This window comes from Hyphococcus lacteus, assembly GCF_041058985.1.
GTDB lineage: Bacteria > Pseudomonadota > Alphaproteobacteria > Caulobacterales > Parvularculaceae > Hyphococcus > Hyphococcus lacteus.
Genome location: NZ_JBEHZE010000001.1, coordinates 1,961,011 through 1,978,268, shown reverse-complemented (window position 1 = coordinate 1,978,268; position 17,258 = coordinate 1,961,011). Strand labels below are relative to the sequence as shown.

Here is a 17,258-nt window from a genome sequence, read left to right as displayed (position 1 = left end):
TCTAACTCTTATCAGAGCCCCAAATTTCGCGGGCCTTTTCATAAACCCCCTGATCGTAAGAAAATTCGACCATATTGCCATTCGGGTCTTTCAGAAAACAAATGTAACCAATTTGCTTGGGCATTTGCATTGGCCCTAAAGCAAGGCAACCGGCTTCCTTCGCACGGGCGGCGATATCATCAACCATCTCTTTACTCGGAACTTCGATCCCAATATGCGCAAACGGTCCAAGCACAGGATGCTTCGCCGGCGCGAAGGGGTCTTTTCCATCCAAGAACTGTGCGAGCACGAGAACGAATGGCGAGTCGGGTTGTGATGCATCACCGACCCACGCGTTAAAGCCGTTTTCGTCTTCGCCGCGATGGAGCAAACTTAGATGTGTGAACTCTTCGTACCATGCAATCGTTTTGTCGATATCGTTCACATGAAGGGCAATATGCGTCCAGAATGGCTTCTTCGGGCGAAGTTCGTGGTTCGCTTTTTCTTCAGACATTCGATTGCTCCTAATGCTGTGTTGGCCCTACGGCATACTTCATACGATTCTATATCGTTGGTTTTTCGCATATTTCTGGCGAAGTGACTTGATTGAAACCGAACGCCGACATGCGCGTAACCGGCAACAAACTAAACCAAAAAATGCGCCCGGAGAGAACCCCGGACGCATTCGATTTAGCTCACTTATTCAAAGAGTTAGAAGTTAACAACGCCTTTGATTTGGAAGGTTCGACCAACACCAGGAAGTGCACCAACCTCTTGGTAAACACCTTGAAGCGGCTGGAAATAGGTCTTGTCGAACAGGTTATCGATAGTCGCCGTGATCTGAACGCGGCCTAGGTCCGCAAATGCCGCGGCACGAAAGACAGTGTAAGAAGGCAAGACAATCCCGCCATCAATCCGGCCACTTGTTTCATCAACCCGTGTACCACCGAATGTCGCACCAAACGTACCAAAACGTGTTTCATCGGATGTGTAGGTCAGGAATGATGAGAACACGGTGTCCGGAATATTGGTCAAAGAATATCCGTTTTGTAGCTCAGGAATGCAACTAGCATTTAGTGCCGCGAACAAAGCACCATAGCCATCCTGCAGTGAAACAGGTGAGCCAAATAGATTAGCCGCAGGGTGATTTGGTGGGATCACCAAATATTCGCCTTGGCCGGAGCCACATGCACCTGGCGCTGGTACTTTGAAATCCTGTACCGTCGCAGCACCAGTCATCGACCAATTTTCTGTGATGATATAGCTCATCTCGAATTCAAAGCCTTTTGATTCTTCACGGCTTTTGTTACCAAACGGGTCAACCCTCTGGCGCTCTTGCTGATAAACAATTGCAGAACCAAACAGCTTATCATCGAGCAGACTAAACTTAACGCCGCCTTCAAACAGCTCAGAACCGAACAGAATTTCATCGCGCACAGCACCGGGTGTAATACCGCCATTGGCACTATCGTTAAGCTCGGACCCTTGGGCATAGGTAAAGTAAGGAACCAACCCAAATGGCGTTGTGTAGTTCACACTGGCAGAATAGGAGAAATCACCTTCTTTGCCATCAAAGCGGGTATTAGCGAGTGCTGGGTTGAAAATAGTCGCACCCGTATCAATTGCAGACGTATCATAGTGATCATAACGCCCACCAAGAACTACACCAAGGTCGCCAACTTTTAGATCAGCAACAACCGCAATACCGGTATCACTCCAATTGGAATCATTATCCGTATCCCACGGAATACCAATACCGCCCGGCTCATCCGTGAACGGGCTATCGAAGATATCGTTACCCTGCGGTCCCGCCAAAAGATCGCGACGGTCTAGAACGAGGTAACCTGAGTTGAAGTTTTCCCGAAGCTCAGCATCATAAGTACGGTGCGAAGCGGTTACATACATATCCAGATTGGCAAAATCACTTAGCTCAATACCAAAGTCATAAGACGCACGCGCTTCAAAAACCTTCATTTTGTGCTGGGCGGCAAAGCCGTATGTAACAAACAGATCACCATCAATTTGATCGTAGAACAACTGCAATGACAACTTAGAGTCATCATCAAAGTGCTTATTCAGATCGATATAACCGGTGAAGGATTCCGACTCTGCCACTTCTTGATCTTCGGTCAGAAAGACCGTGCGCCGATCAAGCTGACCTGTACCAACGCCAGTGTCCAATTTGTACGCGTCTGGAATTGCGAACACCCCATAATCGACAAGTGTACGGATATTTGATGTACCAAAGAAAGTGCCGACCGCTGCGTCAACTTCATTGGGCGTTAGATATCCATTTCCATCGAGGTCCGTCAGATCGGTATCACGACCCGTGATATAGGTCCCGTTATCGATCAAGTCTTGCGTTACCCGGTTCCAACCTGGTGTTTGATAGTAACCATCAGAGTGATAGTACATCCCACCTGTTTCGAAACTAAAACCTGCAGGTAGTTCATGCGTAAATGCAAATTGAACTAGCTGATGTTCAGGCTCACGACCTTTATAGAAATGTTTCGAATCTTCGATTTCACTGTAAACTGAAAGTCCGGATTCACGCCCCGCAAGTTTAAATGGAACGATTAATTCAATAGAGCCGTTTTTCTTACCGTAGCTGCCACCTGTGAAGCTCACGCTTCCCTGGATACCATCTTCGGTCGTAACGCCTTCTCCATCCACTGTTTTCGGATGGAAATTTAGAAGACCGCCAACACGACCAGCACCATAAATCACAGGAACCGGACCACGAACGATCTCTACGCGATCACTCGAACCAATCGGCGTAGGGAACAGACCTTGGTTCAGCGCACGCTTAAAACCACGGTAATAAGTTTCAGAAACCGACCCACGAATAGAAACCGCACCCGGAACACCAAAGAAGCTACCACCAAAGGTGCCCGGCGTCGTTGTAATGAAGTCATCGATATCTTCGATGCCATAACGTTCCATCGTTGTATCACTAACGATACTAACGGAACGAGGCGTTTCAAGAAGCGACCGAGAAACACCAAAAACGGATTCAGTGGAGGTTTCTTCAGAAAGACCAACCGGATCACCATAGACCACGATTTCGTCGTAATCACTATCAGCGTCTTGGGCGACAGCCGGTGCCATCGCAGCAAACATCATCGCACTCATTACGGCACTGCTACCGAGCAAAGACTTCTTAAACCGCATTATTTCGGGACTATCAGTCCTCTTATTTGTAGTATTTGACAATTCAACCTCCATTATTTCGTTCGTCACCCTTCGCGAGCACCGCACGTTGGTTTTCCCAGACCATTTACGAACCAATCCCAACTGGACTTGATTTCTATTCCCTAACCCAAATACAGACTGACCTAACCATCCGTACTCTTCCTATTTAGAATTACACCCTTCCCTCACTGTCGATACTGAAATGTCGATCTTATTTGATCAATAGAAATTTCTATTTACATCCACGTTTTTGACAGAACTGCCGCAATATAATCACAGCTTTCTTACAAATTCACCAATCCCGAGACTTTAGGTTATGCATAGCGTTACCGACCGCAAATCACTCTGCATAACAACCAAATCGGGGCCCGCTTCTACCCTCCCTCGGACTGCAAATCAGTCGCAATAAAAGGCGCATTAACCACACCGGAACTCGCCGGTGGTTTTGGTTTTCGCATTGTCACTGCAGCAATCAAAACCGCGAGCAACAACACAGCGTAAGCGACAAATACAACGGAAAAGGTACCAGTCCGATCGGCAACAAACCCAGCGCCCACAGGACCGATCATGGCAAGAGTTGTCACGAAATGCATTGACCCCAGCACCTCCGGATTGTTCGCCGTTCCAAAATAGTTCACCAGCAATAACGTGGTTGCGAATAGGCACATTCCAAACCCGTACCCTTCTGCAATCGCAAATAGTCCGATCATGAACGAATTGTCCGCAACTGATAAAGCAACCATGCCGACAATCTCGGCTAGAAGCGCTGAAACAAGTAACCACTTTGGGTCAATGCGGTTGGCCAGAAGGCCGCCAATACCACGCGAAAATGAATTGACTAATGCGTGACCACTCAAAGCGCCTGCAGCAACTGTTGCAGACACCCCCAGCGCGCCCATATGCGCCACAGCCCAGCTATTCATCGTCAGCCCACAGACTAGCGTAAGTGTCATTGAAAAAACGATGATGTAATATTCTTTGGTTCTGATGACATCACGGAAGCTCCAATTATGAAGTGCATCCTCCGTCTTTTGCTCGCTCAACGCCGCTTTTTCTTCGGCTTCGACGGCCGCAGATTTTCGATCGTCAACAAATAACACTGCAAGTGCCGTTAAAACGGCGGTCACAACAGCAAGCACCCACCAATGGTAACGCCAATCACCTAAAAACTCGACGACGCCAGTTGCCAGCATTGGCCCAACAACACCGCCCAATCCACCAATCGTAAAATACGCACCGATGATCGCAGCACGGCGCTTACTATCGACGGTCGAGGTGAAATAATGAACTGCGGGCACAATCGCACAAAGCGGATATCCGAATCCGGCCAAACTTGCGCCTAGAAAGTATTGAGGAAGACTGCTGGCCGTGGCCAAAAGAACAAACCCCAGCGCCAAACACGCGCCACCAGCGGCAAAAGTCGTTTTGATGCCCCAGCGCTTGATTATCCACGCCGGCACCATCGCGGCCAGGCCAACTAATAACGCCAATAATGAAAACCCAACACCGGCCTGCGAATAGTTCCAACCTAGCTCACCAAGCATATGCGGCAGGACCACACCAAGTGATGTAAACGTCCCGGCAGTGACGTGAAAGAAGAACAAACTCACAATCAGGAACCCTGCCCAATTGCGAACGAGACTGAGCACCGATTTTGAATCGACTTGCCCGGTAACAACGGCCTCGTTTAACTCTTTATTACTCAACTTCTCGCCTCCAAAATTATAATTTGTCAGCCTAAAAGAACCGACAAACGCGACCCAATGGCCGCTTTCTTTTTATGCAGCGTCTGACGCACCGACACGGCCCAACGATCCCAACCGGCGATATTCGCTGGGCGGAACGCCATACATCATCCTAAAAATCCTGCTGAAATGGGCCGGAGCACTAAAGCCCCACCGATAACATATCTCCGCCACCGAAAGCTGCGCAAAGAGCGGGCTAATCAAATCGCTTCGGCACCGCTCAAGGCGACGACGCTTCACATAGTCGGAAAACGTCCGGCCATTTTGTGAAAAGGTTTCCTGAACATAGCGATTGCTCACACCATGAGCCTCAGCAACATTTGCCAACGTAAGCTCCGGATCACCAAGTAATAATTCTATTGTTTGGCAGATTTTATAAAGGTTATCAGTCTGCGAATTATCGCGATCACCAGCAATCGAAACTTCACCATCACCGATCGTACATGCGATCAGATATTCCATAAACGATTGGTCAAAACTACGAAGTTGATCAGCTTCGATACCGTTAATTTCGTCTGCAACACTCATCAACATTCGCGAAAAGATACGACGAATGCCCGTCTCTGCGGGAATATACCCCAGCCGTCGCGACATCGGAGTCACGATTCGCTCATTCAAAATGGCGCTTGGGGCGCTTATAAATATTTGCTTAAATCGAGTTTCAAAGATCAAAGAAGCATCGGCTTTGCCAGTCGCCCCATAGATCATGTCGCCGACCCGAAGATCAACTTTCTTTTCACGAAACTGGAGATGCGCTTCACCCGCAAGCAAAACAGAAACCCATAATTCGCTCGGTTGCTCGGGGTATTGTCCGCTTATTTTTTGTGCGTCAGCTTCGACGACGGCAAAACGAATCCCCATAGGCGAAACAATGCAGGTAATCTCACCATTGAATTTGGTATCATCCGCCAGTTCGCCGACCGGTAGCGAAAGGCGCGTCATCATCTGACGCCAAGCATTGGCCCGTTTCTCTTCAGGCACCGAATTGGTGGAGAATTGCCAAGCTTTTTGAGAATCGCCAGTCACCGGATCGCACACCTCGTGTGTCCGGCTTCTGTTACGCGATTTGGCCGCATCTGGCCGATCAACCTACAAAAGCTATTATGCATCTCGGCCCTCCCAGACCGGCTGCGCATCCCGGCTATACAAACCGGAATTAACGCATTCTATCTGTTACCACGTTTTTGCGCCTTACCTACCTCCGCATTTTGTCTATTTGCGCACTACAACTTGCGCAAAAAATTCACCAAATCACCGCTACGCCCCATAAACACAGGCGAAATCATGAAAAAACGCGGGACAAATAATGGTGCGCATTTATTCAATAACTCAGTGCACTGAGACGTGTATTGTCTAGGAACACATTCAATTAAAACGCGTGATAATATGACCAACCACAATGGATTGCAGATCAAAGAATTGAAACCCGGCTTCGGTGCAGAAGTATCGGGCGTAGATGTCGCAAAGGCTTCTGACGAGACTCACAAGGACCTCGTGAATGTCTTTCACACTCATGGTGCGATGCTAATACGCGGCCAAACTATGGCTCCTGATGACCTGATGCGATTTATCAGTGCGTTTGGCGAACCAGAAGGCCACACCCAAAAACAGTTCACCTTGCCCGGTTATCCTGCCATTTTTACGCTTTCCAACAAAAAAGAAAACGGCAAACCAATTGGTGCCCATAATGATGGCGTCGGCTGGCATACTGATTACTCTTATAAAGAGAAGCCAGTCATGAACACGATGCTTTATTCATTAGAAGTGCCGCCCGTCGGTGGCGACACACTGCTCGCCGATTGCGTCGCTGCGTATGACGCATTGAGCGACGAGCGCAAAGCCCAACTTGATGATCTCGTGCTACACCACAGCTATAAATATTTCATGGAGACACGGGAATTTGGTCGCGCGAAACTTTCAGAAGAAATGATCCGCGACAACCCCGACGTTTTTCACCCGCTAATTCGCACCCACCCGGCTGATGGCCGCAAAGCACTGTGGGTCAGCACCGGAACCGTGCGCGGCATTGTCGGCATGGAAGACGAAGCGGCGGCCAAATTAATTGAAGAACTTGTCGAGTTCGTAACACAAGAACAATTCGTCTACAGACATAAATGGCAACCCGGTGACATCCTTACCTGGGACAACCGTTGCACACTGCATACGGGGTCGCTCTTTGAAGATGAAAAATATGAGCGTCACATCCACCGCATGTGGGTCAAGGGCGACAAACCATACTAAGATCGTCTCCATCGATTTTCGAAAAAAAATAGCGAGCCTCGGCTCGCTATTTTTGTATCATTATTTTGATAGATAACCCTTAGCGCTCACACATATGGTCCTTCCAAGGCGATATCGGGAATATTGTCTCTCACAGCGCAAGCGAATTCAAAAATGCCAATAAAACACATGGATCCGCGGTTGTTAAACCGGTGCCAGGGCCAACCATTGTCCGTCAATTACGGTCACTCCCACTCAATTGTTCCCGGCGGTTTCGACGTCACATCATAAACCACACGATTTACACCGCGCACTTCGTTGATAATTCGCGTCGCACAGGCACCCAAAAACTCATGGGTGAACGGATAATAATCTGCGGTCATTCCATCAGTAGACGTGACCGCGCGCAATGCAAGAACATGATCATAGGTCCGCTCATCACCCATCACACCAACTGTGCGCACTGGTAACAACACTGAAAATGCCTGCCAAATTTCATCATAAAGACCAGCCTTACGGATCTCATCAAGATAGATCGTATCGGCCTTTCGGAGAATTTCGGCTTTTTCCTGTGTGACTTCGCCCGGAATTCGGATGGCAAGACCTGGTCCCGGAAATGGATGCCGCCCGACAAAATGTTCCGGCAACCCTAATTCCCGCCCCAATATGCGAACTTCATCCTTAAATAGCTCGCGCAATGGCTCAACAAGCTTCAAATTCATCCGTTCAGGTAAACCGCCAACATTATGGTGCGACTTGATCGTAACTGACGGGCCGCCGTCAAATGAAACGCTTTCAATCACATCAGGATAAAGTGTTCCCTGCGCGAGAAATTTCGCATTCTCAATTTTGTTTGCCTCGGCGTCAAAAACATCAATGAATGTCGCGCCAATGATTTTTCTTTTTTTCTCGGGGTCATCAACGCCCGCGAGCTTACCCAGAAATAGATCCGCAGCTTCGACGTGAATAAGCGGTATATTATAGCTATCGCGGAAAAGCCGAACGACTTCTTCACTTTCACCAGCCCGCATCAAACCGGTATCCACAAAGACGCACGTCAGTTGCTCACCAATGGCTTCGTGGATGAGCACTGCTGCCACGGAACTATCGACGCCGCCCGACAAACCGCAAATGACCCGCCCATCACCGACCTGCTTGCGGATCATTTCAATGGCTTCGTCGCGAAACGCCGCCATTGTCCAGTCGCCTTGCAGACCCGCGATATTGCGGACGAAATTCGACAATAATTTTGCACCGTCTGGCGTATGCACCACCTCTGGATGGAACTGCACCGCATAGATTCGCCGTTCTTCATTCGCAATGGCCGCGAAGGGTGCACCTTCGGATTTACCAATGATCTCAAAGCCTTCTGGGATCGCATTAACCCGGTCGCCATGGCTCATCCAAACTTGATGGCTTGAGCCAATTTCCCAAACGCCATCAAAAAGCGCGCTCGCCTTAACAACCTCAATTTTGGCGCGGCCAAATTCGCGATGATCAGAACTTTCGACGTCACCGCCCAGCTGCGCGCAAATTGTTTGCTCGCCATAACAAATACCGAGGATCGGCACGCCAAGCTCAAACACTTCCTGCGCTGCGCGTGGGCTCGTGGCTGTTTTAACGCTCGCCGGCCCGCCGGAAAGTATGATGGCCTTAGGTGCGTATTCACCGAGGAACGCTGCATCGACGCGGTTAAACGGGTGGATTTCACAATAAACGCCAGACTCACGAAGTCGTCGCGCAATGAGCTGAGTCACTTGGCTGCCGAAATCAATAATCAGTACACGGTCGTGCACTTTTGCATGGGGGTCAAGGGTCATAAAGGTCTCTTAGTTGGTTCGACGCAGTGTCGCGATAAAAAATCCATCGGCTCGTATTTTATCAGGCGATAGCCGAACGGCACCTTCCGGCGTACTCAATGTGGAAAGCGCTTCCCGGCCTTTGGCAGTCAGGAGAGTAGTCGAGGCCATCGCTTCAATGACTGGCTGTTGTGAAAACTCTGAATGGGCTTCAAGAAACGATGCCAAACGGTCTTCGTTTTCTTCCATTAGAAATGAGCAAGTGACCCAGACCATCCGTCCGCCAGGTTTTACAAATGCCGCCGCTTGCTTGAGCACTATGTCCTGCTCTTTCATCCGGCGTTGTAATTGCTGTTCTGTAAGTCGCCATTTCGTATCCGGATGACGTCGCCACGTCCCCGCCCCTGTACAAGGCGCATCGACAAACACCACATCCATTTTATTGGTGAGGTCTTCAAGCCCTTCATCGCCAGCCGGTGATCGGATCTGTAAATTTCGCACACCCGCGCGTTTGGCGCGGTGAAATAGCGGCTTTAGCCGGTGCGGGTCACGATCATAGGCATAAAGCTGGCCAGTGTTTTCCATCATCGCTGCTAGGGCCAGAGTCTTACCGCCGCCACCCGCGCAGAAATCGAGCACCTGAGCGCTTTTCACCTCACCTGCCGCCAATGCAGCGATCTGGCTTCCTAAATCTTGAACTTCGACCCACCCCTTATTGAATGCTGGGATCACCGTCACCGCTGGCGCTTTCTCGCTCGGGTTTGGCGCACTAATTCGAGCCGCGTTATTCAGTAAGGAAATAGGATTTGCCTTGACGGATTTGAGTGCTGACAGCGCTTTTTCAGATTCAACCTTTAATCTATTTAGCCGAAGGTCGATATCCGCCCGTTCAGCATATCCATTCATGACACTGACGGTATTTTCACCAAATACACGTTCAATATTGGGCACCATCCATTCGGGAAAATTGCCCCTAACAGCCGGTGTAAATTTTTCGCTTGGAACGGGTTTTTCTAATCGCTCGAATTCAGCCTCTGTTAATGCGCCCGCACCATGGGGTTCTTCGGTTAGGGCTGAACGAAGCTCGTCAATCGCGGTTAACCATTCAAAGAAGAGACACCCAATTACCGCAGCCCGCGGTGTATCGTCGGTCATCATCGCGGCGATCGATTGACGTTTACGAAGCACATCAAGACATAGCCCTGATATCCAGGCCCGGTCTTTCGCACCGGCATACCGGGCACCCCTCGCCCAATCGGCCAACGCTGTTTTCAATGGGACACGGCGCGTCTCGAAATCAGTTAGAACTTCTATCGCGGCCGAAAGCCGCCCACTAAGCCGCATTACTACTTCCAAACATAAATACGATAAGCAGCGGCACCCAAATTATGTCGCGCGCCGCCGCCGTTAAATTAGTCAACGCAATCATCAAGAGCACTTTGCAGTTCAGGCGATGCGGTAACAAAGTCGTCTAGTGTCACCAATGCAATCTGCTCCGCTTTAAGCGCCGGATCATTTGCCACCGCCGCTGCAATACATGCGCATGGTTCGGGTGACACATTGTTTCGGTCCGCAAATTCCAAACAAGCCGACATAGAGTCATCTGCAACCGCCGTTGAGAACCCGAACACGCTCCCGACAATTCCCATAATAATTAGTTTCTTCATAGCGTTCCCCTTTTTGCAAAAATGTCGCTGACAGGCTTATGTCAGTCGGCCAAAGGCTAATTCACAAAACCAAAAACGCCAATTCATTAATTCGGCGTCGGATAGTTTGGTGCCTCGCGGGTGATCGCCACATCATGAACGTGGCTTTCCTTAAGCCCCGCATTGGTGATTTTAACAAATTTTGCTCGCTTCTGCATTTCCTCAATCGTCGGAGCCCCGACATAGCCCATAGAGGCGCGAATTCCGCCAACCAGTTGGTGCAAAATAGGACCGATTGGCCCTTTGTGCGGCACGCGTCCCTCGATCCCTTCGGGCACCAATTTCATCTGCTCTTTTACGTCAGCTTGGAAATATCGGTCTGCAGACCCGCGCGACATGGCCGTAATTGATCCCATCCCCCGATAGGATTTATATGACCGCCCCTGATACAGGAATACTTCGCCCGGTGCTTCATCCGTGCCCGCCAATAGCGACCCAATCATAACGCAGTCCGCTCCCGCCGCTAGCGCCTTCGCCATATCGCCAGAATACTTCACGCCGCCATCCGCGATGATCGGAACCCCGGATTCGCGTCCTGCACGCGCAGCATCCATAACTGCCGTTAGTTGCGGCACACCAACACCGGCAACAATCCGTGTCGTACAAATTGAGCCCGGTCCAATACCGACTTTAATCGCATCGGCCCCGGCATCGATCAGCGATTTGGTCGCATCATAGGTGGCAACATTCCCCGCAATGACTTGTACCGCATTTGACAGTTTTTTAACCCGAGTGACTTGCTCAGCCACGCGTGCGGAATGTCCGTGCGCCGTATCAATCACCACCACATCGCAACCCGCGTCGATCAGCGCCTCAATACGGGTGAACCCATCATCACCAACGCTCGATGCCGCAGCAACGCGCAGGCGTCCTTGGGAATCTTTGTTCGCTAGCGGATAAGCACGGGCTTTTTCCATGTCTTTCACAGTAATCAAACCAACGCACCGGTATTGTTCATCAACAACGACCACGCGCTCAATCCTGCGCCGGTGACAAAGCTCTCGCACGTCATCTTGGCATACACCCGGTGATACAGTCACCAAGTCAGCAGACGTCATCAAGTCTCGGACGGGTTGGTCCAGATTGCGCGCAAAGCGCATATCACGGTTTGTCAGCACACCAACCAGCTTGCCAACGCCATTCGCATCTGGATTTTCAACAACAGGAAATCCAGAGATTTGCCGTTCAGTCATAATCGCTTGAGCGGTACGTAGGGTATCATCTGGCGTAAGCGTCAACGGATTTACCACCATACCGCTCTCAAAACGCTTTACGCGGCGGACATGCTCAATCTGTTCTTCGAGGCCGAGGTTACGGTGCAAAACGCCTATACCACCATTCTGGGCCATGGCGATTGCCATTTCGGCCTCGGTCACCGTATCCATCGCGGCTGAAAGTATTGGAATGTTCAGCGTGATTTCCCGTGTCAGTCGTGCCCGCACATCGACACCCGATGGCATAACCTCTGATGGTCCCGGCTCCAACAAAACATCATCAAATGTCAGTGCATCACGGATTTGCATAACCATAGTTCCCTAGTCTTCACTAATCTCATTGTCTGTCACGCCACGAAAGCCAGTGGCGACAACATATTTCTCTGCGGACCCAGAACGACTCGCTTTTGGCTTCGCGTGTTTTACAGATTCAAAATTCATTTTTAGACGATTCAAAAGATCACCTTCGGCACCACCGGCAAACACCTTACAGACAAATGCACCGCCGGGTGCGAGAACATCTTCTGCGTAATCAAGCGCCGCCTCTGCAAGCCCCACAATTCGCAAATGATCCGTAGACCGATGGCCGGTCGTCGGGGCCGCCATATCCGAAAGAACCAAATCGGCCTTGCCATCCATCAGCTCTTGTAATTTTTGAGGCGCTTCTTCATCTAAAAAGTCCATCTCAAGAACATCTGCGCCGGGAACAGCCGGCATGCCAAGATAGTCAATCCCGACAACGCGTCCTGATTTCCCAACCGCCTTGGCGGCAACTTGACACCAGCCCCCAGGGGCGCAGCCAAGATCCACAACACGCGCACCGGGACGGAGAAGTTGGAATTTTTCGTCTAATTCGATCAGCTTATACGCCGCTCGTGACCGAAATCCTTCGGCTTTGGCTTTGCGCACATAAGGGTCGTTCAATTGCCGCTTGAGCCACAAGGTCGAGGCATAGTCACGCCGTTTTGCGGTCTTCACATGGACATTAAATTCGCGGGGCTTGGCTTCGCCTGCCATGGGCGCATCTTTTTTGCGCGAGCGTTTTTCAGGCTCTTCACCAAGCGCGGTCGTCGCGATGTTGGTTTTTTTGACCTTTTTGCGCCGTTTCCCGGCAGCACTAGGTGGCTTCGATGAATTATTGCGTCGCTCCATGGGCCTTCATAGCCGAGTCTATGAGGCTTTCAACCGCTTTTTGTGGAAAAGTGCCGATCACTTCCGTCCCCTTTGCCTTCCAGGACTTAATGGCTACAACCCGCTAGGGCCACGCGGGTATCTCAAAAGGAGTAGAAACATCATGTCGCTAATGGATCAACTGACCCAAGTCGTTACCCAACAGGTGACGCAACAAGCCGCCAACAAAACCGGCTTGAACGAGGGAATCGCCGATAAAATGATGCCAATGGCTATGGCGGCGATTATGGCCGGACTAAAGAAAAATGCGTCCAGCCCCGATGGCGCAGCAGCATTAGCGAACGCGCTAGACAACCATGATGGCAGTTTGCTCAACAACGTATCCGGGCTTGGCAACGACAATGTGATTGCCGATGGACAAAAGATCCTGGGCCATATTCTGGGCGGCAAACAACAACAAACTGAAATGGCACTTGCGAAATCTGCTGGCGTTGATCAGTCGCAAATCGCGCAATTATTGGCCATGGCTGCGCCCGCTGTTTTGGCCTCACTTGGGCGCGCAAAACGCGAGCAAGGTCTTGATGCTTCGGCCCTTGCAGGTCTCGTAACCGAAGAAAGCGTACGTTTCCAAAAGTCCGCACCCGCCGAATTAGGTGGGCTAATGAACTTCCTCGACCAAGATGGTGATGGCGACTTCAAGGATGATCTGATGGAAGCCGCCGGGAAGAAGCTTTTGGGCGGGCTGTTCGGACGCAAATAAATTTGTATAGGTCATTCAAAAATAACCGACAAAAAAAACGGCACCCGAATGGGTGCCGTTTTTCATTCGAATGAACGAATTAATTAGACAGCTTTTAGGTTGCCTGCAGCAGTTTTGCCGCGATCATCAGTTAGGTCGTAACCAATTTTTTGACCTTCAACCAATTGGCCGATGCCTGAAGCTTCAACGGCAGTCGCGTGAACAAACACGTCTTTGCCGCCATCGTCAGGTTGGATAAATCCGTAGCCTTTTTGGCCGTTGAACCATTTAACAGTACCAGTCGCCATCTTTCGTCTCCTTGACATTAGGCGCGCCATACAAATTCAGCATGGCGTAGAAGTGACCTCGTTCGAATGAACAAAGCCGGTGCGTCGCAACCCGTGTCTTGGAAAGGTCGAAGAGCTTAGCAGACAGGTAAGTCGGCCGCGTTCGGCAGCGGCCCAAAACAGAAATTGCGCTTGGGATATAAGGCTTAGAAACCCGAACCGCAAGGGGAATAAAATGAATTCCGCTGAAGCTTTAGTCGTCTCGGTGAACTTTTTCGTCCCGCTCGTGGCGTTCCTGGGCCTCTAAAGACAAGGTAGCTATGGGCCGAGCATCAAGCCGACGCACGCCTATTGGCTCCCCTGTTTCCTCACAGTAGCCATATTCGCCAGTCTCAATACGACGCAAAGCCGAATCGATTTTTGAAATGAGTTTTCGCTGACGGTCACGGGTACGCAGCTCTAACGCCTTCTCAGTTTCGCTAGATGCCCTATCGGCCACATCAGGCAAGTGATTGTTGTCTTCCATAAGATTGGTCAGGGTACCCTGACTTTCCTTTAGAATATCGTTTTTCCAAGCAAGGAGTTTTCTTTTGAAATACTCCTTTTGGCGATCATCCATAAAGGTTTCGTCTTCGGACGGACGATACTCGTCAATCTCAGATGCTGACATGGTCATCTCCCAACTAACACCTATTGACCGGGCCTATGCAACGACCGAGTCGCGGCTCTCTATAGCCATGAGGTGCCTTCGGCTCAAGCAGCGATTAGCAAATCCTCTGCCATTCCCCAAGAATTTCATAAAATTGAAAGATTGATTTTGGGTTTCATTAGAAAGCTCCCAACCTGTCGTAAATATGCACCAGTTATTGGTGATAAATAGCATGTAAAAGATGTTCGACGAAAACGAAACATCGCTGCGCTGCAACAAACACACACCGCCACCTCTTAACCGATAGGAATAATTTCAAAGAAATCTGAAACGGTTTCTTTTCCGCTAGTCATTATTGCTCGTTCCGATGATAAGGAGTGACCTGATGTCCACCGCCTATACTTTTGCTGAATCTGATGCCGCTACCCGCGTTCAAGGACTGATCGAGATCACACAGTCGCTCAATGAGATTTTTGAGCAAGAAAATGCGGCATTGATTGCGCAAAAAGTCAGTGACCTCCAACAATTCCAAGCCGACAAAGCAAGATTGGCTGCTTCTTATGCGGTGTCTATTCGGTCAGTCGCTGCTGACCGAAACATGATCCGTTCCGTCGATCCGAAAGCCCTTTTAGAACTACGCGAGATCACAGCATGCTTTGAGGCTCATGCAGCCCATCAGCGTTTTCTTCTGGAGAAAATTGGCAACATCGAGAACGACCTTAATCGAGTCGAAACACCTACAGAGGTCACACCAAAGAGCGCTTCTGCCCTGATTTGACCACTTTCGGCCCAGCGACGCCCGATAACTAGCTCGCAATCCATAGCCGCTATTATTTCTTATTTGCTCGGCAGAATGCCAATCGTGCGAATTTACGCGGATTTTAGAGCACTTTAATCACGCAACATCACAGTTTTTGGAAATTCTCAAATTCCTTACGTAACCTCCTACATTTTGCCGTGTTTTACAGTTATGGTAAATTTAAGCAGAGGGGTGTGGGGGCTTTTCGATGAAGACATCAGAAAGCGGAATTCAGTTACTAAAGCAATTTGAAGGGCTTGAACTTGAAGCCTATCAGGACATTGCGGACATCTGGACGATTGGCTACGGCCATACAGGCCCCGATGTCCAACCCGGCATGCGGATCAGTGAGCGCGAAGCCGAAGAGTTACTTCGGCGAGACCTGAAATCTCGTGAGCAAGCCGTTGAAAGTGCTACAAAAGTTAAACTTAATCAGAACGAATTCGACGCCCTTGTGAGCTTCGTTTACAATGTAGGCGCTGGTGCCCTGCGTAGCTCCACCGCCTTGAAGCGCCTTAACAAAGGCGACCGCATCGGTGCCGCAGATGCTCTTACTTGGTGGAATAAAGCAACAGTCAGTGGGGTTTTGCGTCCTGTATTAGGGCTGACGCGGCGGCGCGCCGCAGAACGCGCCCTCTTCCTCACTCCGACCAGCCCAGTTCAAGTCAGAGACCCCAAACAACTTGATGAAAATTCACGCGTTACCCCGATTGAGGACTCACCGCGTCGAGGTAACGTTGCAGAAAGCCGTACGGTACAGGGCGCAGCCATTGCTGGCGGTGCTGGTGTCGCCTCATCGTCTATGGGGCGCCAAGATGCCGAGGAACTCAATAACATTGAAACCAACATCGAAAATGGTACTGGGTATACCGAAGTACCTAATTCGATGGGTGGTGATGGCTCAGCGCCCGCAACTGGAAATTTGGGTACGCCGCAGCCAGACACATCGACTCACGACGAATTTGGCCACGAGCAAACTGACAATAACTTAGACGGCGCAACAGGCGATCAAACGCAAGAGCAAACCACCGAAACGGTGGGAATTCCCTCTGACGAACGTCCGTCCAAACACGAAGTGCACGCGGTCGAAGCACAGATTCAATTCGCACTCTTGGTGCTGATCATATTGGCCGTGCTTTATGTGCTTTATGCCCGTTTCGACGATTGGAATAACTATCGGCGCTAACTTACGCCTGAATTAAACGGCGCACCCTTTTCCGCAAAACCGGTAACAACTCTGCCTCAAACCACGAGTTCTTTTTCAGCCAGCTGTTATTGCGCCAGGATGGGTGTGGAGTTGGGAAATATTGCGGCGTGTATTCGCGCCAGTGCTCAACTGTCTCGGTCAAATTCGACCGTGCACTTTTCCCCAAGTGCCATTTTTGCGCATACCCACCAACAAGAATTGCAGTTTTGACATTCGGCATCGCATCAATCAGCTGTTGCCGCCAGGCAGGCGCACATTCTTTACGCGGAGGCTTATCCGCTCCATTGGCATCGTATCCGGGGAAACAAAATCCCATAGGCACAATCGCTACTTTGGTCTCGTCGTAAAACTCTTCTTCGCTGACACCCATCCATTCGCGCAACCGATCACCGGAGGGGTCTGTAAACGGCATGCCGCTTTTGTGAACGCGGATACCGGGAGCCTGACCGTAGATGGCAATTTTGGCAGTCGCTGTCGCGCGGACGACTGGCCGAGGTTCATGCGGCAGCGGCATACCGCGCGGATCATCGATGCAAATGCGACATGCCCGAATATCTTTAAGTAGCGGTTTTAACGGGGCCATTGAACCAT

The 17,258-nt window shown here is 50.2% G+C and carries 16 protein-coding genes; 4 read left to right on the top strand and 12 right to left on the bottom strand.

Going from position 1 to position 17,258, the window contains the following annotated elements:
• Position 1 precedes the first annotated feature (1 nt).
• The 4 genes from ABFZ84_RS09440 to ABFZ84_RS09425 form a co-directional block, all read right to left on the bottom strand.
• The gene (locus tag ABFZ84_RS09440) at positions 2 to 493 is read right to left on the bottom strand and encodes a VOC family protein (protein ID WP_369313761.1); all 492 of its coding nucleotides are present in this window, start codon (positions 491 to 493) and stop codon (positions 2 to 4) included.
• Between the two features lie 197 nt (positions 494 to 690).
• Positions 691 to 3,192, bottom strand: a complete 2,502-nt coding sequence (locus ABFZ84_RS09435) for a TonB-dependent siderophore receptor (protein WP_369313760.1) — start codon at positions 3,190 to 3,192, stop codon at positions 691 to 693.
• Between the two features lie 353 nt (positions 3,193 to 3,545).
• Positions 3,546 to 4,877, bottom strand: a complete 1,332-nt coding sequence (locus ABFZ84_RS09430; protein ID WP_369313759.1) for an MFS transporter — start codon at positions 4,875 to 4,877, stop codon at positions 3,546 to 3,548.
• 72 nt (positions 4,878 to 4,949) lie between these two features.
• Complete coding sequence (locus tag ABFZ84_RS09425; protein ID WP_369313758.1) at positions 4,950 to 5,942, bottom strand: AraC family transcriptional regulator; 993 nt, start codon at positions 5,940 to 5,942, stop codon at positions 4,950 to 4,952.
• A gap of 360 nt (positions 5,943 to 6,302) precedes the next feature.
• Between ABFZ84_RS09425 and ABFZ84_RS09420 the strand changes: the two genes are divergently transcribed.
• Positions 6,303 to 7,157, top strand: a complete 855-nt coding sequence (locus ABFZ84_RS09420) for a TauD/TfdA dioxygenase family protein (protein ID WP_369313756.1) — start codon at positions 6,303 to 6,305, stop codon at positions 7,155 to 7,157.
• Positions 7,158 to 7,381: 224 nt separating this feature from the next.
• Here the strand turns inward: ABFZ84_RS09420 and guaA are convergent, their stop codons facing one another.
• The 5 genes from guaA to ABFZ84_RS09395 all read right to left on the bottom strand — a co-directional run bounded on the left by guaA (position 7,382) and on the right by ABFZ84_RS09395 (position 12,872).
• Entirely contained in the window at positions 7,382 to 8,956 is a 1,575-nt protein-coding gene (gene guaA / locus ABFZ84_RS09415) for a glutamine-hydrolyzing GMP synthase (protein ID WP_369313754.1), read from the bottom strand.
• Between the two features lie 9 nt (positions 8,957 to 8,965).
• Positions 8,966 to 10,279: an RsmB/NOP family class I SAM-dependent RNA methyltransferase gene (locus ABFZ84_RS09410; protein WP_369313752.1), complete on the bottom strand. Its 1,314-nt coding sequence runs from the start codon at positions 10,277 to 10,279 to the stop codon at positions 8,966 to 8,968.
• Positions 10,280 to 10,347: 68 nt separating this feature from the next.
• Positions 10,348 to 10,602 carry a hypothetical protein gene (locus ABFZ84_RS09405; protein WP_369313750.1) on the bottom strand — a complete coding sequence of 85 codons (255 nt, stop codon included), beginning with the start codon at positions 10,600 to 10,602 and terminating at the stop codon, positions 10,348 to 10,350.
• Between the two features lie 86 nt (positions 10,603 to 10,688).
• Entirely contained in the window at positions 10,689 to 12,164 is a 1,476-nt protein-coding gene (gene guaB / locus ABFZ84_RS09400; RefSeq protein WP_369313749.1) for an IMP dehydrogenase, read from the bottom strand.
• Between the two features lie 12 nt (positions 12,165 to 12,176).
• Positions 12,177 to 12,872 carry an RlmE family RNA methyltransferase gene (locus tag ABFZ84_RS09395; RefSeq protein WP_369314560.1) on the bottom strand — a complete coding sequence of 232 codons (696 nt, stop codon included), beginning with the start codon at positions 12,870 to 12,872 and terminating at the stop codon, positions 12,177 to 12,179.
• Between the two features lie 277 nt (positions 12,873 to 13,149).
• Between ABFZ84_RS09395 and ABFZ84_RS09390 the strand changes: the two genes are divergently transcribed.
• Entirely contained in the window at positions 13,150 to 13,746 is a 597-nt protein-coding gene (locus ABFZ84_RS09390) for a DUF937 domain-containing protein (protein WP_369313748.1), read from the top strand.
• Positions 13,747 to 13,829: 83 nt separating this feature from the next.
• Here ABFZ84_RS09390 and ABFZ84_RS09385 read toward each other — a convergent pair whose 3' ends face one another.
• Both ABFZ84_RS09385 and dksA read right to left on the bottom strand, forming a co-directional pair.
• Positions 13,830 to 14,033 (bottom strand): cold-shock protein, encoded by a 204-nt coding sequence (locus ABFZ84_RS09385; RefSeq protein ID WP_369313747.1) that lies wholly within the window; start codon positions 14,031 to 14,033, stop codon positions 13,830 to 13,832.
• Positions 14,034 to 14,265: 232 nt separating this feature from the next.
• A complete protein-coding gene (dksA, locus tag ABFZ84_RS09380; RefSeq protein ID WP_369313746.1) occupies positions 14,266 to 14,688 on the bottom strand; it encodes an RNA polymerase-binding protein DksA in 423 nt (140 codons plus the stop codon).
• A 358-nt stretch (positions 14,689 to 15,046) separates the two neighbouring features.
• Between dksA and ABFZ84_RS09375 the strand changes: the two genes are divergently transcribed.
• The gene (locus tag ABFZ84_RS09375) at positions 15,047 to 15,439 is read left to right on the top strand and encodes a hypothetical protein (protein WP_369313745.1); all 393 of its coding nucleotides are present in this window, start codon (positions 15,047 to 15,049) and stop codon (positions 15,437 to 15,439) included.
• A gap of 229 nt (positions 15,440 to 15,668) precedes the next feature.
• Positions 15,669 to 16,646 (top strand): lysozyme, encoded by a 978-nt coding sequence (locus ABFZ84_RS09370; RefSeq protein ID WP_369313744.1) that lies wholly within the window; start codon positions 15,669 to 15,671, stop codon positions 16,644 to 16,646.
• Position 16,647: 1 nt separating this feature from the next.
• Here ABFZ84_RS09370 and ABFZ84_RS09365 read toward each other — a convergent pair whose 3' ends face one another.
• Positions 16,648 to 17,250, bottom strand: a complete 603-nt coding sequence (locus tag ABFZ84_RS09365; protein ID WP_369313743.1) for a uracil-DNA glycosylase family protein — start codon at positions 17,248 to 17,250, stop codon at positions 16,648 to 16,650.
• Between the last annotated feature and the right edge of the window lie 8 nt (positions 17,251 to 17,258).